The organism is Pseudomonas sp. 22072, assembly GCF_052046095.1.
Lineage (GTDB): Bacteria > Pseudomonadota > Gammaproteobacteria > Pseudomonadales > Pseudomonadaceae > Aquipseudomonas > Aquipseudomonas paracarnis.
Map to the genome: position 1 here is coordinate 128,764 of NZ_JBQEQE010000003.1, position 25,085 is coordinate 153,848.

Consider the following 25,085-nt stretch of genomic DNA (forward strand, 5'->3'; position numbering starts at 1 on the left):
TATCCGCCTCATGGTCAGCGGGTGAGTTAGCTGAATGTGGGAGCCGGGCTTGCCCGCGATGCAGACGCCTCGGTATTCAGTCGTACCGAGGCGCCTGCATCGCAGGCAAGCCAGCTCCCACACAAACCCGCTACCCCATTCTTGATTAGAGCGGCTTGCCCCGATTGCCATGCTGGCTGACGAACGCCTGCACCGCCTTCAGGTCATTGGCCAACACGGTGCAGCGCTCTTCGCGCTCGAACAGGTCGGTCAAATGTTCCGGCAGATCCAGCGCCTTGCCAATGCCGGCTTTCTCGACCGCTTCCGGGAACTTGACCGGGTGTGCGGTACCGAGGATCACCATTGGAATATCCAGGCTGCGGCGGCATTCGCGGGCGGCTTTCACGCCGATAGCCGTGTGCGGGTCGAGCACTTCGCCGGTCTCGGCATAGACCTGCGCGATGGTTTCGCAGGTCTGCGCATCGTCCACGGCCAGGGAATCGAACAGCTTGCGGGTTTCGGTCCAGCGCTCTTGCTCGACGCTGAAACCGCCACCTTGCTTGAAGCTGTTCATCAACTCGGCCAGGGCTGCGCCGTTACGACCGTGCATGTCGAACAGCAGGCGCTCGAAGTTCGACGACACCATGATGTCCATGGACGGCGACAGCGTGGCGTGCAGGGTTTCCTTCACATACTGGTTGCCGCTCATGAAGCGATGCAGGATGTCGTTGCGGTTGGTGGCGACGATCAACTGGTTGATCGGCAGGCCCATGTTGCGCGCCAGGTAACCGGCAAAAATGTCGCCGAAGTTGCCGGTCGGCACCGAGAACGACACCGAACGCGCCGGGCCGCCCAACTGCAGCGAAGCGTGGAAGTAGTAGACGATCTGGGCCATGATCCGCGCCCAGTTGATCGAGTTCACCGCCACCAGGCGTGTGCCCTTGAGGAAGCTCTGGTCAGCGAAGCTGTTCTTGACCATTTCCTGGCAGTCATCGAAGTTGCCTTCGATGGCGATGTTGTGGATGTTCTCACCGAAGATGGTGGTCATCTGCCGACGTTGCACTTCCGACACGCGCTTGTGCGGGTGCAGGATGAAGATGTCGACGTTTTCGCAGTGCTTGCACCCTTCGATGGCCGCCGAGCCGGTATCGCCGGAGGTAGCACCGATGATCACCACGCGCTCGCCACGTTTTTCCAGCACGTAGTCGAGCAGGCGACCGAGCAGTTGCAGGGCGAAGTCCTTGAACGCCAGGGTCGGGCCGTGGAACAGCTCCAGTACCCACTCATTGCCGTTCAGTTGGCGCAGGGGCGCGATGGCGTTGTGGGAAAACACGCCATAGGTTTCTTCCAGAATCTTCTTGAAGTCCGCATCCGGAATGCTGCCGGTCACGAACGGGCGCATCACTCGGAAAGCCAGCTCGTGATACGGCAGGCCGGCCCAGGAGGCGATTTCTTCCTGGGTGAAGCGTGGCAGGTTTTCCGGCACATACAGGCCGCCGTCGGTGGCAAGGCCTGCCAGCAGAACGTCTTCGAAATTCAGGGCCGGTGCCTGGCCGCGGGTGCTGATGTAACGCATGACTGGCTCCTCTAAAACATTCTCGAACAGGGGCCGCCGAATGGACGGGGCCCCTGGAACAAATCGGTTAGTTCAAGTGCTCGACGCGAATGCGCACCACCGGGCCGACCACGCCTTGCAGGGCTTCGAGGGCATGGATGGCATCGTTGATGTGCTGTTCGAGCACGCGGTGGGTCAGCAGGATCATCGGCACCTGGCCGTTTTGCTCCTCGACTTCCTTCTGCATGATCGACTCGATGTTGATACCGCGCTCCGACAGGATGCTGGCTACCTGGGCCAACACGCCTGGATGGTCCTGGGCCTGGATGCGCAGGTAGTAGGCACTTTCGCAGGCTTCGATCGGCAGGATCGGGTGGGCCGACAGCGAGTCCGGCTGAAAGGCCAGGTGCGGCACGCGATTTTCCGGGTCGCTGGTCATGGCGCGAACCACGTCCACCAAGTCGGCGATCACCGACGACGCGGTCGGCTCCATGCCGGCACCGGCGCCGTAGAACAAGGTAGAACCGGCGGCGTCGCCGTTGACCATCACCGCGTTCATCACACCATTGACGTTGGCGATCAGGCGGTCGGCCGGGATCAGCGTCGGGTGAACCCGCAACTCGATGCCCGCCGGGGTGCTGCGCGCCACGCCCAGGTGCTTGATACGGTAGCCCAGGGCTTCGGCGTAGTTGACGTCGGCGGTGGTCAGCTTGGTGATGCCTTCGGTGTAGGCCTTGTCGAACTGCAGCGGGATACCAAAGGCGATGGAGGCCAGGATGGTCAGCTTGTGGGCGGCGTCGATGCCTTCCACGTCGAACGTCGGGTCGGCTTCGGCGTAACCCAGGGCCTGGGCTTCGGCCAGCACGTCTTCGAAGGTACGGCCCTTCTCGCGCATTTCGGTGAGGATGAAGTTACCGGTGCCGTTGATGATGCCGGCTACCCAGTTGATGCGGTTGGCGGACAGGCCTTCACGGATCGCCTTGATCACCGGGATACCACCGGCCACCGCGGCTTCGAACGCTACGATCACGCCCTTCTCGCGGGCCTTGGCGAAGATCTCGTTGCCGTGCACGGCGATCAGCGCCTTGTTGGCGGTGACCACGTGCTTGCCGTTCTCGATGGCCTTGAGCACCAGCTCGCGGGCCACGGTGTAGCCGCCTACCAGCTCGATAACGATATCGATCTCAGGGTTGGTGGCTACGGCGAACACATCGTTGGTAATCGCAATACCGGTCGTTTCGAACTGAGGCTTTGGCGAACGCGTGGCAATCTGCGCCACTTCAATCCCGCGACCTGCGCGGCGGGAAATTTCTTCAGCGTTACGCTGAAGTACGTTGAAGGTACCGCCACCGACGGTCCCTAACCCACAGATGCCTACTTTGACCGGTTTCACTGAAGAACTCCCCATGAAACGGCCGACGCTAGGTCGGCCGTGAAAACAGCCGCACAACTGCGGCTCTCAATTAATGACTCGCCGACGGTTCGGCGGGCCATGATCGTCAAAGGCTCAACGATAAATGCTTACTTGGCACCCAGTGCCAGTTTGGCAACTTGCGGCGCCGGCTGGTAGCCCGGAATCACCTGGCCGTCGGCCAAAACGATGGCCGGTGTACCGTTCACACCAATGGACTGGCCCAGGGCGAACTGCTTGGAGACCGGGTTGGCGCATTTGGCCGACTTGATTTCCTTGCCATCGACCATCTTGTCCATGGCCGCTTTCTTGTCGGCCGAGCACCACACCGCCTGCAACTGCTCGTCACCCGGCGAACCCAGGCCCTGGCGCGGGAAGGCAACGTAGCGCACTTCCACGCCCAGCTTGTTCAGCGCCGGGATTTCAGCGTGCAGCTTGTGGCAGTAAGGGCACGTGGTGTCGGTGAACACGGTGATGTGGGTCTTGGTTTCGCCAATGGCGGGGTACACCACGGTTTCCGCCACCGGGATACCGTTGATCAGCTTCGACACGCCCAGGCGCTCGGCCTTCTCGGTCAGGTTGACCGGCTTGCCGTCCTTGAGCTGGAACAGGTAGCCCTGCACGATGTACTGGCCATCGGCGCTGGCGTACAGCACACGGCTGCCCTTGAGCTTGACTTCATACAGGCCGGCCATGGGGCTGGCGCTGATGCTTTCGATAGGCGTGTCGAGCGCCAGGTTGGCCAGGCTCTTGCGAATGGTTTGCTCGGCCGCATCATCGGCGACCGCAAAGGTGGAAACCAACGCAATGGCTGCGGCGGCAATAATCTGGGTCAAGCGCATGGGAACTCCTGAAGGCAGAGGCAGGGACGGGAGCAGAATACTGATCTGGAACACAACGGGTGCCGTCCCCTTTGCGAACCGGCAAAGCCTACCACAGTTGGGCGGGAGGGCAGACCGCGACAGCTAAAATGGGCCATTTCTGACGGTTTTATCCGCGCGGGTGGTGCTTGGCGTGCATGTCCTGCAAACGTGCGCGTGCCACATGGGTGTAGATCTGGGTTGTGGATAAGTCGCTGTGCCCAAGCAGCATTTGCACCACGCGCAAATCCGCACCGTGGTTGAGCAAATGGGTGGCGAACGCATGGCGCAAGGTGTGGGGTGACAACGCTTTGCCGATCCCGGCCACTTTGGCCTGGTGCTTGATGCGGTGCCAGAAGGTCTGGCGGGTCATCTGCTCGCCGCGCTGGCTGGGAAACAGCACGTCGCTGGGGCGCCCCCCAAGCAGCTCGTGGCGCGCATCGCGCATGTAGCGCTCGACCCACACAATCGCCTCCTCGCCCATGGGCACCAGCCGCTCCTTGCTGCCCTTGCCCATCACGCGCAACACGCCCTGGCGCAGGTTGACCTGCTCCAGGGTCAGGCTGATCAGTTCGGTGACGCGCAGGCCGCAGGCATACAGCACCTCCAGCATGGCACGGTCGCGCTGGCCGATGGCCTCGCTCAGGTCCGGGGCCGCGAGCAGGGCATCGACGTCGGCTTCCGACAAGGATTTGGGCAACGGCCTGCCGAGTTGCGGCATGTCGATTTGCAGGGTCGGGTCGACGGCAATGAGTTTTTCCCGCAGCAGGTAGCGATAAAAGCCACGCACGCCGGAGAGGAATCGCGCAGTGGAGCGCGGTTTGTAGTTCTGCTCCAGGCGCCAGGCCAGGTGATCGAGGATCAACTCGCGCCCGGCATTGATCAGTTCGAGGTTTTTCTCCTGCAGCCAGCCGTTGAACAGCGCCAGGTCGCTGCGGTACGCCTGGCGTGTGTTGTCCGACAGGCCTTTTTCCAACCAGAGGGCGTCGAGGAAGCGGTCGATCAGGGGATGGTCAATGGCAGGCATGGGCACTCAAGCGACTTAGCACAAGGCAATACGCGTATTATTTAAGGAACTGTGACAAGAGCCATTAGTCTTTCATAGCCCGCTAATTCAAGGAACAGGAAGCTTTAATGAACGAACAACAGATTTTGTTGGCTTTTGGCGGTATTGGCGTGGCCGCACTCGGCTGCCAGTGGCTGGCCTGGCGCCTGAAACTGCCGGCGATTCTGTTTCTTCTGCTGAGCGGGATTCTGGCAGGGCCGATACTCGGATGGCTCGACCCGCAGGAAATGTTCGGCCCACTGTTGATGCCGTTGGTGTCGTTGGCGGTCGCGCTGATCCTGTTTGAAGGCAGCCTGACCCTGCACCTGTCGGAATGGAAGGAAATCGGCAGCGTCGTCCACCGGCTGGTCACCGTCGGCGCACTCTCGACCTGGGCGGTGATCACCTTGGCCACCCACTGGCTGCTGGGTTTCGACTGGATGCTGGCGCTGCTGTTCGGCACCCTGACACTGGTCACCGGCCCGACGGTGATCGTGCCCATGCTGCGTGTGGTGCGCCCCAAAGCCTCCATCGCCAATATCCTGCGTTGGGAAGGCATCGTCATCGACCCGATTGGCGCGCTGCTGGCGGTAGTGGTGTATAGCTTCATCATCGCCAGCGCATCAGGCGACGGCTTGAGCCACAGCCTGCTGACCTTCGGCGGCGTTATCCTTTGCGGCAGCCTGTTCGGCATCGCCGGTGGCTGGGTACTGGGGCAGATCATGCGCCGCCAGTGGCTACCGGAATACCTGCATAACCTGGCGACACTGGCGGGCGTGCTGGGCATCTTCATCGCCTCCAACCAGGTGATGCATGAGTCCGGCCTGCTGGCGGTCACGCTGATGGGCATGTGGATGGCGAACATGAAAGGCGTGGATGTACGGCACATCCTGCACTTCAAGGAAAACCTCAGTGTGTTGCTGATTTCCGGGCTGTTTATCCTGCTGGCGGCACGCCTGGACCTGAACGCCATGATCGCCCTGGGCCCGTTCGTGTTGATCCTGCTGTTGATCATCCAATTCATTGCACGCCCGTTGAACGTGGCGCTTTCGACCTTTGGCTCGGGGTTGAACTGGCGCGAACGCGCACTGCTGGCCTGGATCGCCCCACGGGGCATTGTGGCGGCGGCGGTGTCAGCGATCTTTGCGATCCGTCTGGATGAGGCTGGCCACGAAGGCGCGTTGTTGCTCGTTCCGCTAACCTTCGCGGTGATCATCGGCACCGTGGTGCTGCAAAGCGCCACGGCACGCCCCTTGGCCCGCCTGCTGAAAGTCGCCGAGCCGGCGCCCAGCGGCTTCCTGATCGTGGGTGCGAACGGCCCGGCACGGGCGCTCGGCAAGGCGTTGCAGCAGTTGGGCAGCCGCGTACTGCTGACCGACTCAAGCTGGGAAAACATCCGCGCCAGTCGTATGGAAGGCTTGCCCACCTACTTCGGTAACCCGGCCTCCCAGCATGCCGAGTCCCATCTGGACCTGGTCGGCCTGGGGCATCTGCTCGCGCTCTCGCCTTCTGGCGAACTGAATGCCCTGGCCACCATGCGTTTTCGCCATGACTTCGGCCATCGCCTGTTCGCCCTGGCCAGCAGCCAGGAAAACCGTCGCACCGACAAGCACAAGGCCAGCCATGAACACCGTGGCCATTTGCTGGGCAGCCAACCTTTGAGCTACACCAAACTGGCCAGCCTGTTGGGCCAGGGCGCCGAACTGTATAGCACCAACCTCACCGACGGCTTTGGCTGGGAGCAGTACCAGGCGTTGCACGGCGAGCGGGCTACCTTGCTGTTTGCCCGGGACACCAGCGGCTGGGTGCATGTGGTCTCGCCCGAGAGCAATTTGAAGCCTGTAGCGGGCTGGACCTTGCTGGCGGTCATTCAACCGCAGGCCAGCACCACCGAGTAATCAGTCAACAAAGCCAGGCAGTACCGGGACAGGGCGTTTATCTGCGTCAATCGCGACGAAGCTGAACACGCCCTGGATCGCCTTTTCACGGCCATCAGCGCTCATGCTCTCGACGAACACTTCAACCTCGACCTTGAGGCTGGTGTTGCCGACCTTGATCACCCGACCGATCAGCTCAACGATAGAGCCGGCCGGGATCGCGTGGTTGAAGTCGATACGGTCGGTGGAGACCGTCACCAAAGGCAAGCGACAGAAACGCGTGGCGGTGATGAACGACACTTCGTCCATCCATGCCAGGGCGGTGCCGCCGAACAGGGTGTTGTGGTGGTTGGTGGTGGGCGGGAACACGGCCTTGGTCACGTGGGTGACGGACAGGTCGGTACGGCGTTGGATTTCTTCGAGGCGGGTGGTCATGGGTCAATACCGGCAGATAGGCAAATTTCAGGCACAAAAAAGCAGCCCGTAGGCTGCTTTTTTCTGCATCGGGAAGCTGGACTTAAGCCAGTTTTTCCTTGATGCGAGCTGCTTTACCGGACAGGTCACGCAGGTAGTACAGCTTGGCTTTACGTACGTCACCGCGACGCTTGACGGCCATGCTGTCGATTTGCGGGCTGTAGGTCTGGAAAGTACGCTCTACGCCAACACCGTTGGAGATTTTACGAACAGTGAAAGCACTGTTCACACCACGGTTACGCTTGGCGATTACCACGCCTTCGAACGCTTGCAGACGCGAACGGTCGCCTTCCTTCACTTTCACCTGAACGACAATGGTGTCGCCCGGGGCAAAGGTAGGGATCTCTTTGGTCATCTGCTCTGCTTCGAGTGCAAGGATGATTTTGTTAGTCATGCTGTGCTCCTAAGGTAAGTCAATGGACCTACCATCGATACGTTGTTAACTATCGTCCCGCGCGAGGATGTATTCCTCGAGCAGCTTCTTCTCTTCTCCAGAAAGCGAGCGGCTTTCCAGAAGATCGGCGCGTCGTTCATAGGTCCGACCAAGGGACTGCTGTAAACGCCAACGCCGGATGTGTGCGTGATTGCCACTTAGCAATACGTCGGGAACACGCTGATCCACATACACCTCCGGACGGGTGTAGTGCGGGCAATCCAGCAAACCATCCGTGAAGGAATCTTCCTCCGCGGAGTCCGCATGCCCTAAAGCTCCGGGCAGCAGTCGTGTAACCGCATCTATCAGGACCATCGCCGGCAGCTCGCCGCCAGACAGGACATAGTCCCCAATCGACCACTCTTCATCGACATGAGCTTCAATAAAACGCTCGTCAATGCCTTCATAGCGACCGGCAATCAGGATCAAACTTTCCTCATTCGCCAGTTCGCGTACCGCCGCCTGTTTCAGCTGACGGCCTTGAGGGGACAGGTAAATTACCTTCGCCTTCTCCCCGGCGGCTGCCTTGGCCTGAACCAACGCGTCTTCCAGGGGCTTGATCTTCATCACCATGCCCGGGCCACCGCCAAATGGGCGATCGTCCACAGTGTGATGTCGATCCGTCGTGTAGTCTCGCGGGTTCCAACAGGTGAGCTGCAACAGCCCCTGTTTCACCGCCCGACTGGTGATGCCGTACTCGCTGATGGCGGAAAACATCTCGGGAAACAAACTGATCACTTCAATGCGCAAATTAGCCACGCTTAGAAGTCCGCGTCCCATTCCACCTTCATCTCGCCCGCGGCCAGGTCGACGGCCAACACGCATTGCTCGGTATAGGGCAACAGGCGTTCACGGTCATCCAGGCTGCCAGCGCAAGGCTTGACCACCATTACATCATTGGCGCCGGTTTCCAGAAGATGATCGATTTTCCCCAGCAATTGCCCGAGTTGATCAATAACCTTCAGACCTTCCAGCTGGTACCAGTAGTACTCGCCGTCGGTCAATTCAGGGAACAGGTTGCGCGGCACGCAGATCTCATAACCGGCCAGAAGACGAGCTTCTTCACGATCATCAAGACCCTTGAGCTTTGCGACCAGGAACTTGTCGCTCCCGCGTCCACTGACCAGCTCAACCTGCTTCACACTACCCTCGCGCTTGAGCGTCCAGGTTTTGTACTGCAACAGGTTTTCAGTCGGATCCGTAAAGGAATACACCTTCACTTCGCCGCGAACGCCATGAACAGAGTAAATCTTGCCGATAACGATCAAATCATCAGCAACAGCTGGCGTCGCGTTCATATTGCTCAGGCTGCGGCCTTAGCCGAGTCCTTCAACAGTTTTGCAACGCGCTCGGATGGCTGTGCGCCAACGCTCAGCCAGTAGGCTACGCGCTCTTGGTTCACGGACAGACGAACTTCTTGACCACGAGCAACAGGGTTGAAGAAACCAACCTGTTCCTTGTGCGAACCGTCACGCGGGTTGCGGCTGTCGGTTACGGTCAAGTGGTAAAACGGGCGCTTTTTGGAGCCGCCAAGGGCAAGACGGATTGTTAGCATGTGAACATCGTTCCTGTAGTCGGTGCTGCAAATCTAAATGCACAGCGGGCATAGGTGCCCGAAAGGCCGCATATTCTAAGGAATATCCGGACTTTTGCAAATGTCTTTTTCTGGCGCCTATCAGCGTGCCATTCAGATCTGCTATAGAGCCGTCGGTTAAAACGGCGAGTCAGCGCCCGCCAACGGCGGGTTTGCTGGAGATCCCACATCCCTGTGGGTCGGAGCGGGAGCTGGGCTCCCACTCGAATACTTTACATTTTAGGCATGCCGCCGCCGGGCAACATACCGCCCATGCCGCGCATCATCTTGGCCATACCGCCCTTGGCGGAGAATTTCTTCATCATCTTCTGCATCTGCTTGTGCTGCTTGATCAAGCGACCGATGTCCTGCACCTGGGTGCCGGAACCCATGGCGATCCGGCGCTTGCGCGAACCGCTGATCAGCTCAGGGTCGCGGCGCTCGGCCGGGGTCATAGAGTTGATGATGGCTTCCATCTGCTTGAACTGTTTCTCTGCCGCGCCCTGGGCGTTGCCCATTTGCGCCAGGTTCACACCGCCGATGTTGGGCAGCTTGTCCATCAGGCCGCCGAGGCCGCCCATGTTCTTCATCTGTTGCAGCTGGTCGCGGAAGTCTTCGAGATCGAAGCCCTTGCCCTTCTTCAGCTTCTTGGCCAGTTTGTCGGCCTTGTCCTTGTCGAGCGTGGCTTCGGCCTGCTCGATCAGGCTGAGCACGTCACCCATGCCAAGGATGCGCGAGGCGATACGCTCAGGGTGGAACGGCTCGAGCGCTTCGCTCTTCTCGCCCATACCGATGAACTTGATCGGCTTGCCAGTAATGGCACGTACCGACAGCGCGGCACCGCCACGGGCGTCGCCGTCGACCTTGGTGAGGATCACGCCGGTCAGCGGCAGTGCGTCACCAAAAGCCTTGGCGGTGTTGGCCGCATCCTGGCCAGTCATGGCGTCGACCACGAACAGGGTCTCGACCGGGTTGATCGCGGCATGCAGCGCCTTGATCTCGCCCATCATCTCTTCGTCGATGTGCAGGCGACCGGCGGTATCGACGATGACCACGTCGATGAACTTGAGCTTGGCTTCTTTAATAGCCGCGTTGGCGATGTCGACCGGCTTCTGGCTCAGGTCGGACGGGAAGAAGGTCACGCCCACTTCGCCCGCGAGCATTTCCAACTGCTTGATGGCCGCCGGACGGTACACGTCGGCCGATACCACCATCACGGATTTCTTCTTGCGCTCTTTAAGGAAGCGCGCCAGTTTGCCGGCGGTGGTGGTTTTACCCGCACCTTGCAGGCCCGCCATCAGCACGACGGCTGGCGGCACGGCACTGAGGTTCAAGTCTTCGTTGGCCGCGCCCATCAGGCTTTCGAGTTCGGCCTGGACGATCTTCACAAAGGCCTGGCCCGGGGTCAGGCTGCGGGACACTTCGGTGCCGACCGCACGCTCCTTGACCGAGTTGACGAAGTCCTTCACCACCGGCAAAGCCACGTCGGCTTCCAGCAACGCCATGCGCACTTCACGCAGGGTGTCTTTAATATTGTCCTCGGTCAGCTTGGCCTTGCCGGTAACGTGGCGCAGCGTCTGCGAGAGACGGTCAGTCAAGTTTTCAAACATGCGCGATCCTTTCAGGCCCTACTCATCGAAATGCAGGTAGACCGAGGTAATGGCGGCCCAGGCTCTGGCAAATCGCTATTAATCACAGCGCTCGGCGAGCCTGCGGCATGGGCAGGTCGCGGATTATAGCGAAGACTGCGCCCATGCACACCCGCTGTCTGGCCCGGGAGTCTTTCTTGCAGCGCAGGTGTGTGCCAAACTCAACGCCTTTCGGGCTTGCCTACCAGGATTTATGCTCCCCTTGTCACCCAGTTTGCTACCCAGCCTCGCCGCCGCCATCCTGTATGCCGCTGCGACCCTCTATCAGGGCACTCGTCTGGCCCAAGGCGCCAAAGCGGACAAACGTCTGCTCGTCGGCCTTGGCGTGCTGGCTCTGTTGGCCCATGCCGCCAGCCTGTTCACCCACCTGATGACCCCGGTCGGCCTGGGCCTGGACTTTTTCAGCGCCGCCAGCCTGATCGCCGCGGCCGTCATCGCGCTGACGCTGCTGGCCTGCTACCGGATTCCGGTGGAGAACCTGCTGGTGCTGCTATTCCCCCTGGGAATGCTCACGGTGCTGCTGGCGCAGTTCACCCCCACCGGCACCGTACAGGTGATCGACGAGGAGCCGGGCATCCTCGCCCACATCCTGTTGTCGATCCTCGCCTACGGCATGTTCACCATCGCGGTGTTCCAGGCCCTGCTCCTGCTGCTGCAGGATCACCAGCTCAAGCACAAGCACCCGTCCGGGCTGATCAAGAACTTCCCGCCGCTGCAAACCATGGAAAGCCTGCTGTTCGGGTTCCTGTGGGCCGGCTGGACCCTGCTGTCGCTGTCGCTGATCTCCGGCTGGCTGTTCGTCGAAAACCTGTTTGCCCAGCACCTGGTCCATAAAACCTTGCTGGCGTGCCTGGCCTGGGTCGTGTTCAGCGTGCTGCTGTGGGGGCGCAACCGCCTCGGCTGGCGTGGGCACAAGGCCATCCGCTGGACCCTTGCCGGTTTCTGCCTGTTGATGCTGGCCTATTTCGGCAGCAAGCTGGTTCGCGAATACATCCTGCATATCTGACGGGCAGTGATCATGGACAACTTGCCCTTAGGGCCGATGCTCGCCGTAATTGCCCTGCTGATTCTATGGGCAGCACTGTTTACCGCCATTGAAGCCGCGCAACAACACCTGCTGGCCCTGCGCCCTGGCACACGCCAGGGCGACAAGGCGGCCGCACGCCTGAGTTTCCCGCGCCATAGCCTGATCCTGTGCAACAGCCTGTGCCGCGCCGCCGTGGTGATTCTCTGCACCCTGCTGGCGATCTATGCCTGGGCAGAGAACGGGCCCTGGCTAGGCTGGCTGATTTCCTGCGCAGGGCTGCTGGTGCTGGCCGACTACCTGCCTCGCACCCTGGCTACCCGTCACCCCCAAGCAGTGCTGGGCTTTGGCAATACATTGCTGGGCGTGCCGCTGAAAATCCTTTACCCGCTGGCCTGGTTGCTCAATGGCATCAGCCAGCTGTTATTGCGCCCGTTTGCGCGCAAATCCGGCGTGGTGAAAAACAGCGACGAGCCCCTGCCCGACCATGATGACGACCCAGAGCCCGACACCGACGCCGACCGCACTCCCGGCCTGCCAGGTATCCATGCCCTGGACAACATCACGGTCAACGACATCCTGGTGCCGCGCAGCGAAGTGGACGGCATCAACCTTGATGAGTCGATAGAAGACATCATCGAACAGTTGCGCACCTCGCCGCGCACCCGCCTGCCCGTGTTTCACAGCGACATCAACCAGGTGCAGGCCGTGCTCAATACCCGGCAGATCCAACACCTGCTGCCCGACGCCAGCCTGACCAAAGAGGCCCTGCTCGCCGCCTGCCACGAGCCTTACTTTGTGCCGGAAAGCACGCCGTTGCAGCTGCAACTGCTGAATTTCCACAAACAGCAGCGGCGCCTGGGCATGGTGGTGGACGAGTACGGTGAAGTGCTGGGCATTGTCACCCTGGAAGATATTCTGGAAGAGATCGTCGGCGAATTCGAAAGCGATCAGGCGGTGGATAACCCGCATATCGAAGCCCAGCCCGATGGTCGCTACATCATCGATGGCGCCGCTTCGATCCGCGAACTGAACAAGAGCCTGGGCTGGCACCTGCCCAGCGACGGCCCCAAAACCCTCAACGGCCTGGTGACCGAAGCGCTGGAAACCATCCCCGATTGCGCGGTCTGCCTGAAAGTCGGCCGCTATCGCCTGGAAATCCTCGAGACCGAAGACAACCGGGTGAGCAAAGTATTGATCTGGCATACCAGCCACGTGCCAGTCGCTGCCTGACCTCAGCAGGCTCAACCCGGTCAATGTGGGAGCTGGCTTGCCTGCGATGCAGGCGACTCGGTCCTTCAGTTGAACCGAGGTGATGCTATCGCAGGCAAGCCAGCTCCCACATTGATCCAGTTCCAGGCCATCGATCCTCGCCAGCCCCTTGTTGGATCCTTAGGCCCCTTCCTATAATCCCTGCGGCTTACCCAAGCCCCGCCAGACCGCGTGCTATCCGCACCCAGCGTGTCCTGGCACTGCCTTACCATGTCCGACCGGTGTTTGCTCCCATCCCGAGCCGCCCCGCGCACAGCCCTGATCCATGGGTGTTCGACCAATAATAATCCGCGTCCAAACGCGCAATAACCGTCAGGGATAACGTCATGAGCACCACCTACCAAGAGGCTGCGAGCGCCGCACCTGCCAACTCGACCGCCCGCGTCGCCACCGCGAGCATCGTCGGCACCGCCATTGAGTTCTACGATTTCTACATCTACGCCACGGCTGCCGCCCTGGTGATCGGCCCGGTGTTCTTCCCACAGACCTCCGGCACCGCGCAGATGCTGGCATCGTTCCTGACCTTCGGTATCGCTTTTATCGCCCGCCCTCTGGGGTCGGCGTTGTTCGGTCACTTCGGTGACCGTATCGGCCGTAAATCAACCCTGGTGGCTTCACTGCTACTGATGGGTGTATGTACTACCTTGATCGGCTTGCTGCCGGGCTACGACAGCATCGGTGCCTGGGCACCGATCCTCTTGTGCGTATTGCGCTTCGGCCAGGGCCTGGGCCTTGGCGGAGAATGGGGCGGCGCGGCCTTGCTGGCGACCGAGAACGCTCCCAAGGGCAAGCGCGCCTGGTTCGGCATGTTCCCGCAACTGGGCCCGTCGATAGGCTTCCTGGCGGCCAACGGTTTGTTCCTGATTTTGGCCATGAGCCTGAATGACGAGCAATTTCGCAGCTGGGGCTGGCGCATTCCGTTCATCCTCAGCGCTGCGCTGGTGATGGTGGGCCTGTATGCGCGCCTGAAACTGCATGAGACGCCGGTGTTCGCCAATGCAGTGGCCAAGGAAAAACCAGTGAAAGTGCCGCTGGTGGAACTCTTCAGCCAGCATTGGCTGCCGGTACTGCTGGGCGCCGCGTCGATGGTGGTGTGCTATGCGCTGTTCTATATCACCACGGCGTTTTCGTTGAGCTATGGCGTTTCCACCTTGGGCTACAGCCGTGAAACCTTCCTCGGCCTGCTGTGTTTCGCGGTGCTGTTCATGGGGCTGGCGACACCGCTGGCCGCCCTGGCCAGTGATCGCTACGGGCGCAAGCCGGTGCTGATTGTAGGCGCGGTCCTGGCGATTCTGTCGGGCTTTACCATGGAGCCGCTGCTGACCCATGGCTCGACCTGGGCCGTGGCGCTGTTTCTGGCGTTGGAGCTGTTTTTGATGGGCGTGACCTTCGCACCGATGGGCGCGCTGCTGCCAGAACTGTTCCCGACCCGCGTGCGTTATACCGGTGCATCGGCAGCGTATAACCTGGGTGGGATCGTGGGGGCCTCGGCGGCGCCGTTCTTCGCGACCAAGCTGGTGGCGATGGGTGGTTTGAGTTATGTCGGGGGATATGTATCGGCGGCCGCGTTGCTGAGTTTGATTGCGGTGCTGTGCCTGAAAGAGACGCGGGATAACGACTTGAACAAGGTCGCCTGACCCCATGCTCGTTCCCACGCTCTGCGTGGGAATGCAGTTAGGGACGCTCTGCGTCCCCAAGCGCGACGCAGCGCGTCACAAGAGGCATTCCCACGCAAAGCGTGGGAACGAGCGTGGCGGCCTAGAGCTCTACAACAACTGCTTGGGAAGCACGGGTCGCCTTGGCCCGAGCTGCTTCAATCGACTCATCCCGCGCCAGTGCCACGCCCATGCGGCGCTGGCCATTCACTTCAGGTTTGCCAAACAGACGCAACGCCGTATCCGGCTCGCTCAACGCAGCGCCGAGGTTGGCAAACGCCGTCTGGGTCGACTGCCCTTCCACCAGGATCACCGCCGACGCCGAAGGCCCGAACTGACGGATCAACGGGATCGGCAGGCCGAGGATGGCGCGCGCGTGCAAGGCAAACTGCGACAGGTCCTGGGAAATCAGGGTCACCAAACCAGTGTCATGGGGGCGCGGCGACACTTCGCTGAACCACACTTGATCGCCCTTGATGAACAATTCCACGCCAAACAAGCCACGGCCGCCCAAGGCTTCGGTCACGGCTTTGGCAACGCGCTGGGACTCTGCCAGGGCAATCGGGCTCATGGCCTGCGGCTGCCAGGACTCCTGATAGTCGCCCTTCTCCTGGCGATGGCCCACCGGCGCGCAGAAAGTGGTACCGCCGATGTGGCGCACGGTCAGCAGGGTGATTTCGTAGTCGAAGTCGATAAAGCCTTCGATGATCACCCGACCCTTGCCGGCACGCCCGCCTTCTTGGGCGTAGTCCCAGGCTTTCTGCACGTCGTCGGCGCTGCGCAAAAGGCTCTGGCCCTTGCCCGACGAACTCATCACCGGCTTGACCACGCACGGAAAGCCCAGGTCCTGGACGGCCTTGCTGTAATCTTCGAAGGTATCGGCGAAGTGGTACGGCGAGGTCGGCAGGTCCAGTTCTTCGGCGGCCAGGCGACGGATGCCTTCACGGTTCATGGTCAGCGACGTGGCACGGGCGGTCGGGATGACGGTAAAGCCTTCGGCCTCCAGTTCCACCAGAGTGGCGGTGGCGATGGCTTCGATTTCCGGCACGATGAAATGCGGCTTCTCCGCCTCGATCACCGCACGCAATGCGGCCCCGTCGAGCATGTTGATCACATGGCTACGGTGCGCCACCTGCATGGCCGGCGCATTGGCGTAGCGATCCACGGCAATCACTTCAACGCCCAGGCGCTGCAGTTCGATTACCACTTCCTTGCCCAGCTCACCGCAGCCACACAGCAAAACGCGGGTCGCGGTTGGCGACAATGGAGTTCCGATTCGGGTCATCTCAGGTCCTCAGGGGAGCGGATCATGGGGGAGAAAGGCGGGCATTTTACATGAACTGTAAAAATTGGCCTCAGTTGGCGACAGCCCGCCGGCGGATGCGCCAGGCCATGATCAGCCAGACCACGGTGACACCGGCGAACTTGGACACCAACGCCGTGCCCGCCACCGCTGGGGTCAGTGCGCCGATCAGGCCGAAAAAGATAAAGGTATCGAGGGGAATGCTCAGCGCCGAACTTATCCACAGGCGGTCATGCAGCGGGCGCTTGGTGACGCTGAACACCAGCCAGTCGATGCACTCGGACACCGCAAACGCCGTGGCACTGGCCAGGGCAATGGACGGGTCGGAGGTGATATAGGAGAGCACCAGCGCCGCGAGCATGGCGATGATTGCGCCATGGCCGAAGCGGATTTGCACCATGTCGCGCAGGATAAATACCAGGCCACCCCAGGCGGACCAGATGACGTCCAGGTGTGGGGCGGTGGAGAAGGCGAAGTTGATCAGCACGACGCTGCTGATATAGGCGATCAGGAAAAACATGGAGGATGGACCTGTGGGCAATGCCGCACAGGGTACACAATTACAAGGATGTCGTCTGGCAGGGCCTCATCGCAGGCAAGCCAGCTCCCACATTTGAAGGTATTCACACATCAAGGGTGGGAGCTGGCTTGCCTGCGATGGCGGCCTGTCAGGCGCCAGATTTCCCAGGGGTCATCCACACTATCCCACTCGCCACCGCCCGCTCATGGCACAACCCCAGCACCAGCCGGCGCTCGGCGTTGTCCATGCGGCTCCAGCGCGTAATCTCATCCACATTGCGCTGACAGCCGGTGCAGATATCGTCGTCGTCCAGTGCGCAAATACTCACGCACGGCGAGGCAACAGGCCGTTCAACCGTACTCATTCTTCCTGCTCAACCAGATCCCGCGCGTAACGCTGCGAGTTATGCACATAGTGCGCGGCGCTGGCTTCGAGCATGCGCTTTTGCGCCTCGGTCAGCTCACGCACCACCTTGCCTGGCGAGCCCATGACCAGCGAGCCGTCAGGAATTTCCTTGCCCTCACCGATCAGCGAGTTGGCGCCGATGATGCAGTGCTTGCCGATCTTGGCGCCATTGAGGATCACTGCGTTGATACCGATCAGGCTGTAGTCGTCAACGGTGCAGCCATGCAGCATGGCGTTATGGCCAATGGTCACGCCGGTGCCGAGGGTCAGCGGGTAGCCCATGTCGGTGTGCATCACGCTGCCGTCCTGCACGTTGCTGTTCTTGCCGATCAGGATCAGCTCGTTATCGCCACGCAACACCGCGTTGAACCAGACGTTGGCGCCCTCCTCCAGCTTGACCTTGCCCACCAGCGTGGCATTCGGTGCAACCCAACTGTCGGGATGGGTCTCGACGCGGGCGTCGCCCAGGCGGTATTTCATGGTTTTTCCTCACGGCATGCCATTTGAACGATGGCTTATAGATTGATGAAGCTCTTGGGCGGCTGGTGCAGGCTGATCTTGGCATCGTCATAGAGCAGGTTGATCAGCTCGACGATCATGATCGCTGTCAGCCCCCAGATTTTGTATTCGCCGAACCTGTAGCTTGGCACGTACCAACTACGGCCCTGGTAATCAATGCGGTGGGTATGTTCGCGTGGGTCCTGTCGGAAAAAATCCAAAGGCACGCTGAAAACGGCGGCAATCTCGGCGTCGTTGGCCAGGTATTCGACGTAATCGGGGATCACACCTACATAGGGCGTTACGCGGATGCCGTGCAGGGAAATCAGCGGGCTCAACGGGCCTATGACCTCAACCAGCCCCGGCGGCAGGCCGATTTCTTCTTCGGCTTCGCGCAAGGCGGTAAAGATCAGGTCCGGGTCTTCAGGGTCGCGGCGCCCGCCGGGAAAGGCCACTTCGCCACCGTGGGTCGACAGGCCGCTGGCGCGCAGGGTCAGGATCAGCTCGGGTTCGTCACTGCGGGTAATCGGCACCAGCACCGCAGCCTCGGGGAAACGCCCGTCGGTTTCCAGGGTATGGGGGGTGTGGTTGCTTACCCGGCGAAGTAGCTCGTCCAGCATGAGTCATCTCGGTCTGTTGGCTACCTTGCATCATGCACCAAAGCGTGCACGCGCCCAACCCCAAAACCGCAGGGCTGTCGCTAAACGACAACTTGCAGGAACGCCCGGCACCAAGCCAAGATGTGCCCATTGTCCAGGAACCCCAGCATGAATTTCTGCAGCCAGTGCGGCAAACCGGTGACCCAACGCATTCCCGAAGGCGACGCACGCCTGCGCTATGTATGCGACCACTGCTCGACCATTCATTACCAGAACCCCAATATTGTCGCCGGTACCCTGCCGGTATGGGGCGACCAAGTGCTGTTGTGCCGCCGCGCCATCGAGCCACGCCTGGGTTACTGGACCCTGCCCGCAGGCTTTATGGAAAACGGCGAAACCGTCGAGCAGGCGGCCATGCGTGAAACCCTGGAAGAAGCCTGCGCCCGGGTGCGCAACCTGAGCCTCTATACCCTGATCAATGTGCCGCACATCAGCCAGGTGCATATCTTCTACCGCGCCGAACTGATCGACCTGGACTTTGCCGCTGGCCAGGAAAGCCTGGAAGTGAGGCTGTTCGACGAAGCCGATATCCCTTGGTCCGAGCTGGCTTTCCGCACGGTCGGGCGTACCTTAGAATGCTTCTTCGCTGACCGTCGCCAACAGGCATACCCGGTACGTAGCGAATCTGTGCCACCGCTGTCCAAGCCCGCCCAATAACAAGCCGGCCAATGTCGCCAAAGGGATACCGTTTCAATGCGTTGGTTGCTTGCTCTGATCTGCCTGTCGTTCGCCACGCTGTCCCCGGCCTCCACGGTGCAAACCCTTGGCGGTAAAACGGTCGAGAAAGTCCTGGTGCTCAAGTCCGCCCACCAGCTGCAGCTGATCAACGACGGCAAGCCGTTCAAGACCTATCGCATCTCCCTGGGCAAGAACCCCAAGGGCCACAAGCTGATCGAAGGTGACCGCCGCACGCCCGAAGGCCTCTACTGGATCGACTGGCGCAAGACCAGCGACCGCTTCAACCTGGCCATGCACATTTCCTACCCGAACATCAGCGACGCCGCCCGCGCCCGCCGCGAAGGCGTAAAGCCGGGCAGCATGATCATGATCCACGGCACCCCCGACACCGAAGACTACCCGGAACAGTGGTTCCACACCCTGGACTGGACCGACGGCTGCATCGGCATGCGCAATGTGGATATGCGCGAAGTGTGGAACCTGGTCAAAGACGGCACCCTCATCGAGATTCGGCCGTAATCGCGTGCCGTTCGTAAAATAATTCGAAAATAATTCCTGCCCCAGGCAGCGCCTGCCGGTGAATACCAGTTCACCGCGCGGGACCCTGCACTTGTGCGTGCCACAAAGACCTCTCTAATACCACTTGATACCAAGCCCCATTAAAGTGCCCTGAAACCGGGATTTTCACCGTTTTGGCAGCATTGACATGGTATTTAAGTGGTATTAGTTTTCGGCCATTACCGGGCGACAACATTCCAATAACGCATCGGAAACCTGACAGATGAATCCCATCCTGGCCCTGCGCCCCGACGACAAGCAATCCACGCCGCTGTACCTGCAACTGGCCCGCAGCCTTGAAGCAGCGATCCATGCCGGCCAGTGGAAATCCGAACAGGCCCTGCCTTCGGAACGCGCCCTCAGCGAGCAATTGAGCATCTCGCGGGTCACCGCCCGTAAAGCGCTGGAAGTGTTGCTGGCTCAAGGGCTGATCCGTCGCAGCCAAGGCTCCGGCACTTTCATCACGCCGCGCCTGGAACAACCCTTGTCGCGCCTGTCGGGGTTCAGCGAGATGCTGCGGCTCAAGGGGTTTGTGCCGACGTCTCAGTGGCTGGAGCGCGACATCACCCCGCCGACCCATGAAGAACTGATCCGCCTGGGCCTGTCGCCCACCGACAAAGTGGCGCGCCTCAAGCGCCTGCGCAAAGCCGACGACACGGTGATGGCGATTGAAATGACCGCCATGCCGGCCTCGGTGCTGCCCCATCCCCAAGCCATAGGCAATTCGTTGTACGAATACCTGGAAAGCATCGGCAAGCCCATCGTGCGCGCCTTGCAGCATATCCAGGCGATCAATGCCTCGGATGAGTTCGCCGCGCTGGTCGGCATCGCCCCCGGCACCGCCATGCTGCTGATGACCCGCGTGGGCTACACCGCCGACAACACGCCGATTGAGATCACCGACACCTACTGCCGCAACGACTACTACGACTTTGTCGCAGAGCTGCGCCGCCATGACTACTCCGCCTGAATGCGAACTTAGAGAACTGCCCATGACTGAAGACAATATCCTCACGCCCAGCGGCTGGATGCGTGGTCGCCTGGTGCATGAGCACGGCAAGGTTGTCGCCATTGACGGCACGCCGTGCGACCCGGCCGACAACGACCTGCCCTACCTGTTGCCGGGCTTTATCGACCTGCATGTGCATGGCGGTGGCGGCGCCGACATCATGGAAGGTGCGGGCGCCTTCGAGACCATTACCCGTACCCACGTGCGTTTTGGCACCACCTCGCTGCTGGCCACCACCATGACGGCGCCGGTGGAAGAAATTTCCCGCGTGCTCGGTGAGCTCGGCACGTTCTGCGAACAGCGGCCAGCCGGCAGCGCCCGCGTACTCGGCGTGCACCTGGAAGGCCCCTACATCAATCCGGGAAAACTCGGCGCCCAACCCAACTTCGCCCACACCGCGTTGATGCAGGAAGTGGAAGCCTACCTGCGCCTGGCGCCAATCCGGGTGATCACCATCGCCCCGGAAGTCGCCGGCCACGACGGCCTGATTCGCGCCCTCAGCCAACGCGGCGTGCGCATGCAGATCGGCCACACCCTGGGCAGCTATGAAGAAGGCGTTGCCGCCCTGGCCGCTGGCGCCACCAGTTTCACCCATTTGTACAACGCCATGAGCCCGCTGCATCACCGCGAACCCGGCATCGTCGGCGCCGCGCTGGCCCACGCCCAGTACGCCGAGCTGATCCCGGACTTGCTGCATGTGCACCCCGGCGCCATGCGCGTGGCGTTGCGCTCGATCCCGTGCCTGTATTGCGTCACCGACTCCACCGCCGCCGCCGGCATGCCCGACGGAGAGTACAAGCTGGGCAGCCACACCGTGACCAAATGCCTGGGCGGCGTGCGCCTGGCCGACGGCACCCTGGCCGGCAGCACGCTGACCATGGATCAGGCGCTGCGCAACCTGGTGAAAATCGGCCTGCCAATCAGTGAAGCCTCACAACGCCTGTCGCAATTTCCTGCGGACTACCTGGGCCTGGAAGAACGCGGCCGCCTGCAACCGGGCAGCTTTGCCGACTGCGTGCGTCTGGACCGCTCCCTGACACTCACCGACGTAATGGTCGAAGGAGAAACCATTGACTTCAAAAATGCTTGAAGAGGCCCTGGCCTCCTGCGACGCCGTCGCGGCCCAACTGCAGCGCCTGGACCCGATGCTGGAAGAAGTCGCCGGCCGCCTGCGCCGCCAGCCGCCGCAAGTGGCGATGACCATCGCCCGCGGCAGCTCCGACCACGCCGCCAGTTACTTCGCCTACCTGGCCATGCAACACGTGGGCATTCCGGTGGCGTCGCTGCCGATGTCGGTGGTGACCCTGTTGCAGGCGCCGATGAAAGTCAGCGGCCAGGTGGCGTTTGGTTTCTCCCAATCGGGGCAGAGCCCGGACCTGGTCAACAGTCTGCGCTTGTTGCGCAAGCGTGGTGCCTTGAGCATCTCCCTGGTCAATGCCGAAGACTCACCGCTGGAAGCCGCCTGCGAGTTCCACGTGCCGCTGTGCGCCGGGCCGGAACTCAGCGTGGCCGCCACCAAGAGCTTTATCGCCACCCTGAGCGCCAGTGCACAGTTGATCGGCCACTGGAATCAAGAAGCCGACTTGCTGCAAGCCTGCCAGGCCCTGCCCGAGGGACTGCGTGACGCCGCCAGACAGGATTGGCGCCTGGCCGTCGACGCCCTCAAAGGCAGCCAGCGCTTGATGGTGATCGGCCGTGGCGCCGGGTTTGCCATCGCCCAGGAAGCCGCGCTCAAGCTCAAGGAAACCTCGGCGATCCAGGCCGAAGCCTTCAGCAGCGCCGAAGTGCGCCACGGGCCGATGGCCTTGATCGACGAGAACTACCCCCTACTGGTGTTCGCCCCCCGCGGCGCCGAGCAGGCCGGCCTGCTGAGCCTGGCCGCCGATATGCGCCAACGCGGTGCTCGCGTGTTGCTGGCTGCGCCGGACGATATCGCCGAACGCGACCTGACGCTGAGCCGCGCCGAACACCCGAGCTTGGACCCGATCCTGGCTATCCAGAGCTTCTACGTGATGGCCGCAGGCCTTGCTGAGGCACGGGGCATGGACCCGGACCAGCCGCGCCACCTGAGCAAAGTCACCCGCACGCACTAAAGCGGCGTTTTCCTGATGAGTACCGTGCCCATGCCCAACAACAATAATCCATTGACCCTTAGCGCCCCCTTGAGTGGGCCGGTGCTGGCCCTGAACCGCGTCCCCGACGAAGTGTTCGCCAGCGGCGCCATGGGCGACGGTCTCGCTATCGACCCGTTGAACGATTGCCTGCAGGCGCCCTGTGACGGCGTGATCATCCACGTCGCCCGCACCGGGCACGCCCTGACCATCCGCGCCGATAACGGTGCTGAGATGCTGATGCATGTGGGCATCGACACCGTGGAGCTCAATGGCGAAGGCTTTGCCTTGCTGGTGAAGGACGGCGCACGGGTGAGCGAGGGTCAGCCGTTAGTGCAGTTTGATCTGGACCGCATCGCGCGCCAGTGCAAGAGCCTGGTGAGCCTGATCATCCTGACCAACAGTGACCGCTTTGAGCTGACGCCCGTGACGCTGAAGACGGTCAAGATCGGTGAGCCGTTGTTGCAGATTGCTGCGCGCACCACCGCCACCGCCCAAGCAGCTGTGGATAACTCCAGCTTCGAGGCCAGCGCCAGCGTGCGCATCACCCATCGAGGCGGTTTGCATGCCCGCCCTGCCGCCCTGATCCGCAAGACCGCCCAGGGTTTCAGCAGCCAGTCGCACCTGCACTTCGCTGACAAATCGGCGTCGTGCGACAGCTTGATTGGCTTGATGGGCCTGGGCATTGGCGAAGGCGACGAAGTACGAGTGAGTTGCCGTGGCCAAGACGCAGAGGCGGCGTTGCAAGGGCTGGTCGCGGCGCTATCCGTGGCGGTCAGCGAAGCCCATCACGCCCCGGTAGCCACTGCTGCGCCACGTCGCGCCAGTGTGGAAGCCGATGTGCTGCAAGGCGTGTGTGCAGCGCCCGGCCTGGTGTGCGGGCCACTGTTCCGCCTGTCCGGCATCGAGCTGCCCGTAGACACCGGCGACCATAGCGCCGACGAACAACAGCAGCGCCTCGACACGGCACTGGAGCAGGTGCGCGACGAAATCCGCAGCACCCTCGACCATGCCCGCCAACGCAAGAATGTCGAGGAAGAAGACATATTTGCCGCCCACCTTGCACTGCTCGAAGACCCGGCGCTGCTGGAAGCGGCCACCGACTCCATCACCCACGGCAGCGCTGCCACCCACGCCTGGCGTGATGCGATCCAGGCCCAGTGCGCCGTGCTGTTGGCGTTGGGCAAGCCGTTGTTTGCCGAGCGCGCCAACGATCTTCGCGACCTGCAACAACGCGTATTGCGGGCCTTGCTGGGTGAGGCCTGGCACTTTGAGTTACCCGCCGGTTCGATTGTCAGCGCCCATGAACTGACCCCGTCAGACTTGCTGCAACTGAGTGAACAGCAGGCCGCCGGTATCTGCATGGCCGAAGGCGGCGCCACGTCCCACGTCGCGATTCTTGCCCGAGGTAAAGGCTTGCCCTGCGTGGTCGCACTCGGTGCCGAGGTACTGGATGTGCCTCAGGGCCAACGCGTGGTGCTGGACGCCATCAATGGCCGCCTGGAACTGGCCCCTACCGATGCGCGCCATGCTGAAGTGCACCAGATACGCGACGCGCAAAAACTGCGTCGCCAGCAACAGCAGGCCCAGGCGCAACAACCGGCACGCACCCGCGACGGTGTGAACATTGAAATCGCCGCCAATGTTGCCTCCAGCAGCGAGGCCCAAGTGGCGTTTGAAAACGGTGCCGATGGCGTCGGCCTTCTACGCACCGAATTCCTCTTCGTCGACCGCCGTACCGCGCCGGATGAGCAGGAACAGCGTCAGGCTTATCAGGCCGTATTGGATGCCATGGGCGACAAGTCGGTGATCATCCGCACCATCGACGTGGGCGGCGACAAGCAGCTCGACTATTTGCCGCTGCCGATCGAGGCCAACCCGGTGTTGGGCCTGCGCGGCATTCGCATGGCCCAAGTGCGTCCGGAATTGCTCGACCAGCAACTGCGTGCCCTGCTGCAAGTCTCGCCGCTGGCGCGTTGTCGCATCCTGTTGCCGATGGTCAGCGAGGTGGATGAACTGCTGCAGATTCGCCAGCGCCTGGATGAACTGTGCGCCGAGTTGGGTTTGAGCCAGCGCCCCGAACTGGGGGTGATGATCGAAGTGCCCGCCGCTGCGCTGATGGCTGAACAGCTGGCCGAACATGCGGACTTTTTGTCCATCGGCACCAATGACCTGTCCCAGTACACCCTGGCCATGGACCGCGACCACGCAGGCTTGGCCGCGCGCGTCGATGCGCTGCACCCGGCCTTGCTGCGACTGATCGCGCACACCTGCGCCGGTGCGGCGAAGCACGGGCGTTGGGTCGGCGTGTGCGGTGCCCTGGCGTCGGACCCGCTGGCCACGCCGGTACTGGTCGGCCTGGGCGTCACCGAGCTGTCGGTGAGCCCGCCGCAGGTCGGAGAGATCAAGGACCGCGTTCGCCATCTGGACGCGGCGCAATGCCGGCAGCTGAGCCAGGAACTGCTCAACCTGAGCAGCGCCCAGGCCGTTCGCCAAGCCTGTCAACACCACTGGCCGCTGAGCTGAAAACAACAAGA

The 25,085-nt window shown here is 61.7% G+C and carries 25 protein-coding genes; 10 read left to right on the forward strand and 15 right to left on the reverse strand.

Annotated elements, in window-relative coordinates; genetic code table 11:
• Positions 1-145 precede the first annotated feature (145 nt).
• The 4 genes from thrC to xerD form a co-directional block, all read right to left on the reverse strand.
• Positions 146-1,555 carry a threonine synthase gene (gene thrC, locus ACTJLA_RS04250; protein ID WP_072447188.1) on the reverse strand — a complete coding sequence of 470 codons (1,410 nt, stop codon included), beginning with the start codon at positions 1,553-1,555 and terminating at the stop codon, positions 146-148.
• Between the two features lie 67 nt (positions 1,556-1,622).
• Entirely contained in the window at positions 1,623-2,927 is a 1,305-nt protein-coding gene (locus ACTJLA_RS04255) for a homoserine dehydrogenase (RefSeq protein ID WP_003193959.1), read from the reverse strand.
• A gap of 128 nt (positions 2,928-3,055) precedes the next feature.
• Positions 3,056-3,787 carry a thioredoxin fold domain-containing protein gene (locus ACTJLA_RS04260; RefSeq protein ID WP_005791088.1) on the reverse strand — a complete coding sequence of 244 codons (732 nt, stop codon included), beginning with the start codon at positions 3,785-3,787 and terminating at the stop codon, positions 3,056-3,058.
• A gap of 148 nt (positions 3,788-3,935) precedes the next feature.
• A complete protein-coding gene (gene xerD / locus ACTJLA_RS04265; RefSeq protein WP_020301360.1) occupies positions 3,936-4,832 on the reverse strand; it encodes a site-specific tyrosine recombinase XerD in 897 nt (298 codons plus the stop codon).
• A 107-nt stretch (positions 4,833-4,939) separates the two neighbouring features.
• Here xerD and ACTJLA_RS04270 point away from each other — a divergent pair, with 107 nt between their 5' ends.
• On the forward strand, positions 4,940-6,748 hold the full coding sequence (locus tag ACTJLA_RS04270; RefSeq protein WP_034128639.1) for a cation:proton antiporter: 1,809 nt from the start codon (positions 4,940-4,942) through the stop codon (positions 6,746-6,748).
• Here the strand turns inward: ACTJLA_RS04270 and ACTJLA_RS04275 are convergent, their stop codons facing one another.
• The 6 genes from ACTJLA_RS04275 to ffh form a co-directional block, all read right to left on the reverse strand.
• Complete coding sequence (locus ACTJLA_RS04275; RefSeq protein WP_003193963.1) at positions 6,749-7,162, reverse strand: acyl-CoA thioesterase; 414 nt, start codon at positions 7,160-7,162, stop codon at positions 6,749-6,751.
• A gap of 82 nt (positions 7,163-7,244) precedes the next feature.
• Positions 7,245-7,595, reverse strand: a complete 351-nt coding sequence (gene rplS / locus ACTJLA_RS04280; RefSeq protein ID WP_003175895.1) for a 50S ribosomal protein L19 — start codon at positions 7,593-7,595, stop codon at positions 7,245-7,247.
• A 45-nt stretch (positions 7,596-7,640) separates the two neighbouring features.
• Positions 7,641-8,414, reverse strand: a complete 774-nt coding sequence (gene trmD, locus ACTJLA_RS04285) for a tRNA (guanosine(37)-N1)-methyltransferase TrmD (protein WP_153475158.1) — start codon at positions 8,412-8,414, stop codon at positions 7,641-7,643.
• On the reverse strand, positions 8,396-8,932 hold the full coding sequence (gene rimM / locus ACTJLA_RS04290) for a ribosome maturation factor RimM (protein WP_003175898.1): 537 nt from the start codon (positions 8,930-8,932) through the stop codon (positions 8,396-8,398). The genes trmD and rimM overlap by 19 nt, the downstream gene beginning before the upstream one ends.
• Positions 8,933-8,937: 5 nt before the next feature.
• Positions 8,938-9,189: a 30S ribosomal protein S16 gene (gene rpsP / locus ACTJLA_RS04295; protein ID WP_003175899.1), complete on the reverse strand. Its 252-nt coding sequence runs from the start codon at positions 9,187-9,189 to the stop codon at positions 8,938-8,940.
• Between the two features lie 251 nt (positions 9,190-9,440).
• The gene (ffh, locus tag ACTJLA_RS04300) at positions 9,441-10,817 is read right to left on the reverse strand and encodes a signal recognition particle protein (protein ID WP_003193965.1); all 1,377 of its coding nucleotides are present in this window, start codon (positions 10,815-10,817) and stop codon (positions 9,441-9,443) included.
• Between the two features lie 232 nt (positions 10,818-11,049).
• Here ffh and ACTJLA_RS04305 point away from each other — a divergent pair, with 232 nt between their 5' ends.
• The 3 genes from ACTJLA_RS04305 to ACTJLA_RS04315 all read left to right on the forward strand — a co-directional run bounded on the left by ACTJLA_RS04305 (position 11,050) and on the right by ACTJLA_RS04315 (position 14,789).
• On the forward strand, positions 11,050-11,862 hold the full coding sequence (locus ACTJLA_RS04305; RefSeq protein WP_003193966.1) for a cytochrome C assembly family protein: 813 nt from the start codon (positions 11,050-11,052) through the stop codon (positions 11,860-11,862).
• Positions 11,863-11,874: 12 nt separating this feature from the next.
• Positions 11,875-13,113 (forward strand): transporter associated domain-containing protein, encoded by a 1,239-nt coding sequence (locus tag ACTJLA_RS04310; protein WP_440840679.1) that lies wholly within the window; start codon positions 11,875-11,877, stop codon positions 13,111-13,113.
• Between the two features lie 365 nt (positions 13,114-13,478).
• The gene (locus tag ACTJLA_RS04315) at positions 13,479-14,789 is read left to right on the forward strand and encodes an MFS transporter (protein ID WP_003193968.1); all 1,311 of its coding nucleotides are present in this window, start codon (positions 13,479-13,481) and stop codon (positions 14,787-14,789) included.
• A gap of 121 nt (positions 14,790-14,910) precedes the next feature.
• Here ACTJLA_RS04315 and purT read toward each other — a convergent pair whose 3' ends face one another.
• The 5 genes from purT to ACTJLA_RS04340 all read right to left on the reverse strand — a co-directional run bounded on the left by purT (position 14,911) and on the right by ACTJLA_RS04340 (position 18,153).
• A complete protein-coding gene (purT, locus tag ACTJLA_RS04320) occupies positions 14,911-16,092 on the reverse strand; it encodes a formate-dependent phosphoribosylglycinamide formyltransferase (RefSeq protein WP_054898906.1) in 1,182 nt (393 codons plus the stop codon).
• Between the two features lie 70 nt (positions 16,093-16,162).
• A complete protein-coding gene (locus ACTJLA_RS04325) occupies positions 16,163-16,630 on the reverse strand; it encodes a preQ0 transporter (protein ID WP_440840682.1) in 468 nt (155 codons plus the stop codon).
• A gap of 148 nt (positions 16,631-16,778) precedes the next feature.
• Positions 16,779-16,994, reverse strand: coding sequence for a DUF1289 domain-containing protein (locus ACTJLA_RS04330; RefSeq protein ID WP_054898907.1), 216 nt, complete (start codon positions 16,992-16,994; stop codon positions 16,779-16,781).
• Positions 16,991-17,515 (reverse strand): gamma carbonic anhydrase family protein, encoded by a 525-nt coding sequence (locus ACTJLA_RS04335; RefSeq protein ID WP_034115859.1) that lies wholly within the window; start codon positions 17,513-17,515, stop codon positions 16,991-16,993. The genes ACTJLA_RS04330 and ACTJLA_RS04335 overlap by 4 nt, the downstream gene beginning before the upstream one ends.
• 35 nt (positions 17,516-17,550) lie before the next feature.
• Positions 17,551-18,153, reverse strand: coding sequence for a CoA pyrophosphatase (locus ACTJLA_RS04340; protein WP_032895425.1), 603 nt, complete (start codon positions 18,151-18,153; stop codon positions 17,551-17,553).
• 147 nt (positions 18,154-18,300) lie between these two features.
• Here ACTJLA_RS04340 and ACTJLA_RS04345 point away from each other — a divergent pair, with 147 nt between their 5' ends.
• The 6 genes from ACTJLA_RS04345 to ptsP all read left to right on the forward strand — a co-directional run bounded on the left by ACTJLA_RS04345 (position 18,301) and on the right by ptsP (position 25,074).
• Positions 18,301-18,849: an NUDIX hydrolase gene (locus ACTJLA_RS04345; RefSeq protein ID WP_034128643.1), complete on the forward strand. Its 549-nt coding sequence runs from the start codon at positions 18,301-18,303 to the stop codon at positions 18,847-18,849.
• A 36-nt stretch (positions 18,850-18,885) separates the two neighbouring features.
• On the forward strand, positions 18,886-19,389 hold the full coding sequence (locus ACTJLA_RS04350) for a L,D-transpeptidase family protein (RefSeq protein ID WP_014719790.1): 504 nt from the start codon (positions 18,886-18,888) through the stop codon (positions 19,387-19,389).
• A 262-nt stretch (positions 19,390-19,651) separates the two neighbouring features.
• Positions 19,652-20,398 carry a GntR family transcriptional regulator gene (locus ACTJLA_RS04355; RefSeq protein ID WP_032895423.1) on the forward strand — a complete coding sequence of 249 codons (747 nt, stop codon included), beginning with the start codon at positions 19,652-19,654 and terminating at the stop codon, positions 20,396-20,398.
• 22 nt (positions 20,399-20,420) lie between these two features.
• Positions 20,421-21,527, forward strand: a complete 1,107-nt coding sequence (gene nagA / locus ACTJLA_RS04360) for an N-acetylglucosamine-6-phosphate deacetylase (RefSeq protein WP_440840686.1) — start codon at positions 20,421-20,423, stop codon at positions 21,525-21,527.
• Positions 21,508-22,530, forward strand: a complete 1,023-nt coding sequence (locus tag ACTJLA_RS04365) for an SIS domain-containing protein (RefSeq protein ID WP_087149524.1) — start codon at positions 21,508-21,510, stop codon at positions 22,528-22,530. The genes nagA and ACTJLA_RS04365 overlap by 20 nt, the downstream gene beginning before the upstream one ends.
• A 30-nt stretch (positions 22,531-22,560) precedes the next feature.
• On the forward strand, positions 22,561-25,074 hold the full coding sequence (gene ptsP / locus ACTJLA_RS04370) for a phosphoenolpyruvate--protein phosphotransferase (RefSeq protein ID WP_440840751.1): 2,514 nt from the start codon (positions 22,561-22,563) through the stop codon (positions 25,072-25,074).
• Positions 25,075-25,085: the final 11 nt, after the last annotated feature.

What these genes read in the sequence shown, in the direction of transcription:
- purT (WP_054898906.1), bottom strand. Translation starts at nt 16,092, where the DNA reads ATGACCCGAATCGGAACTCCATTGTCGCCAACCGCGACCCGCGTTTTG.
- ffh (WP_003193965.1), bottom strand. Translation starts at nt 10,817, where the DNA reads ATGTTTGAAAACTTGACTGACCGTCTCTCGCAGACGCTGCGCCACGTT.
- ACTJLA_RS04270 (WP_034128639.1), top strand. Translation starts at nt 4,940, where the DNA reads ATGAACGAACAACAGATTTTGTTGGCTTTTGGCGGTATTGGCGTGGCC.
- ACTJLA_RS04335 (WP_034115859.1), bottom strand. Translation starts at nt 17,515, where the DNA reads ATGAAATACCGCCTGGGCGACGCCCGCGTCGAGACCCATCCCGACAGT.
- trmD (WP_153475158.1), bottom strand. Translation starts at nt 8,414, where the DNA reads ATGGGACGCGGACTTCTAAGCGTGGCTAATTTGCGCATTGAAGTGATC.
- ACTJLA_RS04355 (WP_032895423.1), top strand. Translation starts at nt 19,652, where the DNA reads ATGAATCCCATCCTGGCCCTGCGCCCCGACGACAAGCAATCCACGCCG.
- thrC (WP_072447188.1), bottom strand. Translation starts at nt 1,555, where the DNA reads ATGCGTTACATCAGCACCCGCGGCCAGGCACCGGCCCTGAATTTCGAA.
- ACTJLA_RS04260 (WP_005791088.1), bottom strand. Translation starts at nt 3,787, where the DNA reads ATGCGCTTGACCCAGATTATTGCCGCCGCAGCCATTGCGTTGGTTTCC.
- ACTJLA_RS04315 (WP_003193968.1), top strand. Translation starts at nt 13,479, where the DNA reads ATGAGCACCACCTACCAAGAGGCTGCGAGCGCCGCACCTGCCAACTCG.
- ACTJLA_RS04345 (WP_034128643.1), top strand. Translation starts at nt 18,301, where the DNA reads ATGAATTTCTGCAGCCAGTGCGGCAAACCGGTGACCCAACGCATTCCC.
- ACTJLA_RS04275 (WP_003193963.1), bottom strand. Translation starts at nt 7,162, where the DNA reads ATGACCACCCGCCTCGAAGAAATCCAACGCCGTACCGACCTGTCCGTC.
- ACTJLA_RS04310 (WP_440840679.1), top strand. Translation starts at nt 11,875, where the DNA reads ATGGACAACTTGCCCTTAGGGCCGATGCTCGCCGTAATTGCCCTGCTG.
- ACTJLA_RS04305 (WP_003193966.1), top strand. Translation starts at nt 11,050, where the DNA reads ATGCTCCCCTTGTCACCCAGTTTGCTACCCAGCCTCGCCGCCGCCATC.
- ptsP (WP_440840751.1), top strand. Translation starts at nt 22,561, where the DNA reads ATGCCCAACAACAATAATCCATTGACCCTTAGCGCCCCCTTGAGTGGG.
- ACTJLA_RS04340 (WP_032895425.1), bottom strand. Translation starts at nt 18,153, where the DNA reads ATGCTGGACGAGCTACTTCGCCGGGTAAGCAACCACACCCCCCATACC.
- ACTJLA_RS04325 (WP_440840682.1), bottom strand. Translation starts at nt 16,630, where the DNA reads ATGTTTTTCCTGATCGCCTATATCAGCAGCGTCGTGCTGATCAACTTC.
- xerD (WP_020301360.1), bottom strand. Translation starts at nt 4,832, where the DNA reads ATGCCTGCCATTGACCATCCCCTGATCGACCGCTTCCTCGACGCCCTC.
- rplS (WP_003175895.1), bottom strand. Translation starts at nt 7,595, where the DNA reads ATGACTAACAAAATCATCCTTGCACTCGAAGCAGAGCAGATGACCAAA.
- ACTJLA_RS04330 (WP_054898907.1), bottom strand. Translation starts at nt 16,994, where the DNA reads ATGAGTACGGTTGAACGGCCTGTTGCCTCGCCGTGCGTGAGTATTTGC.
- ACTJLA_RS04350 (WP_014719790.1), top strand. Translation starts at nt 18,886, where the DNA reads ATGCGTTGGTTGCTTGCTCTGATCTGCCTGTCGTTCGCCACGCTGTCC.
- nagA (WP_440840686.1), top strand. Translation starts at nt 20,421, where the DNA reads ATGACTGAAGACAATATCCTCACGCCCAGCGGCTGGATGCGTGGTCGC.
- rpsP (WP_003175899.1), bottom strand. Translation starts at nt 9,189, where the DNA reads ATGCTAACAATCCGTCTTGCCCTTGGCGGCTCCAAAAAGCGCCCGTTT.
- rimM (WP_003175898.1), bottom strand. Translation starts at nt 8,932, where the DNA reads ATGAACGCGACGCCAGCTGTTGCTGATGATTTGATCGTTATCGGCAAG.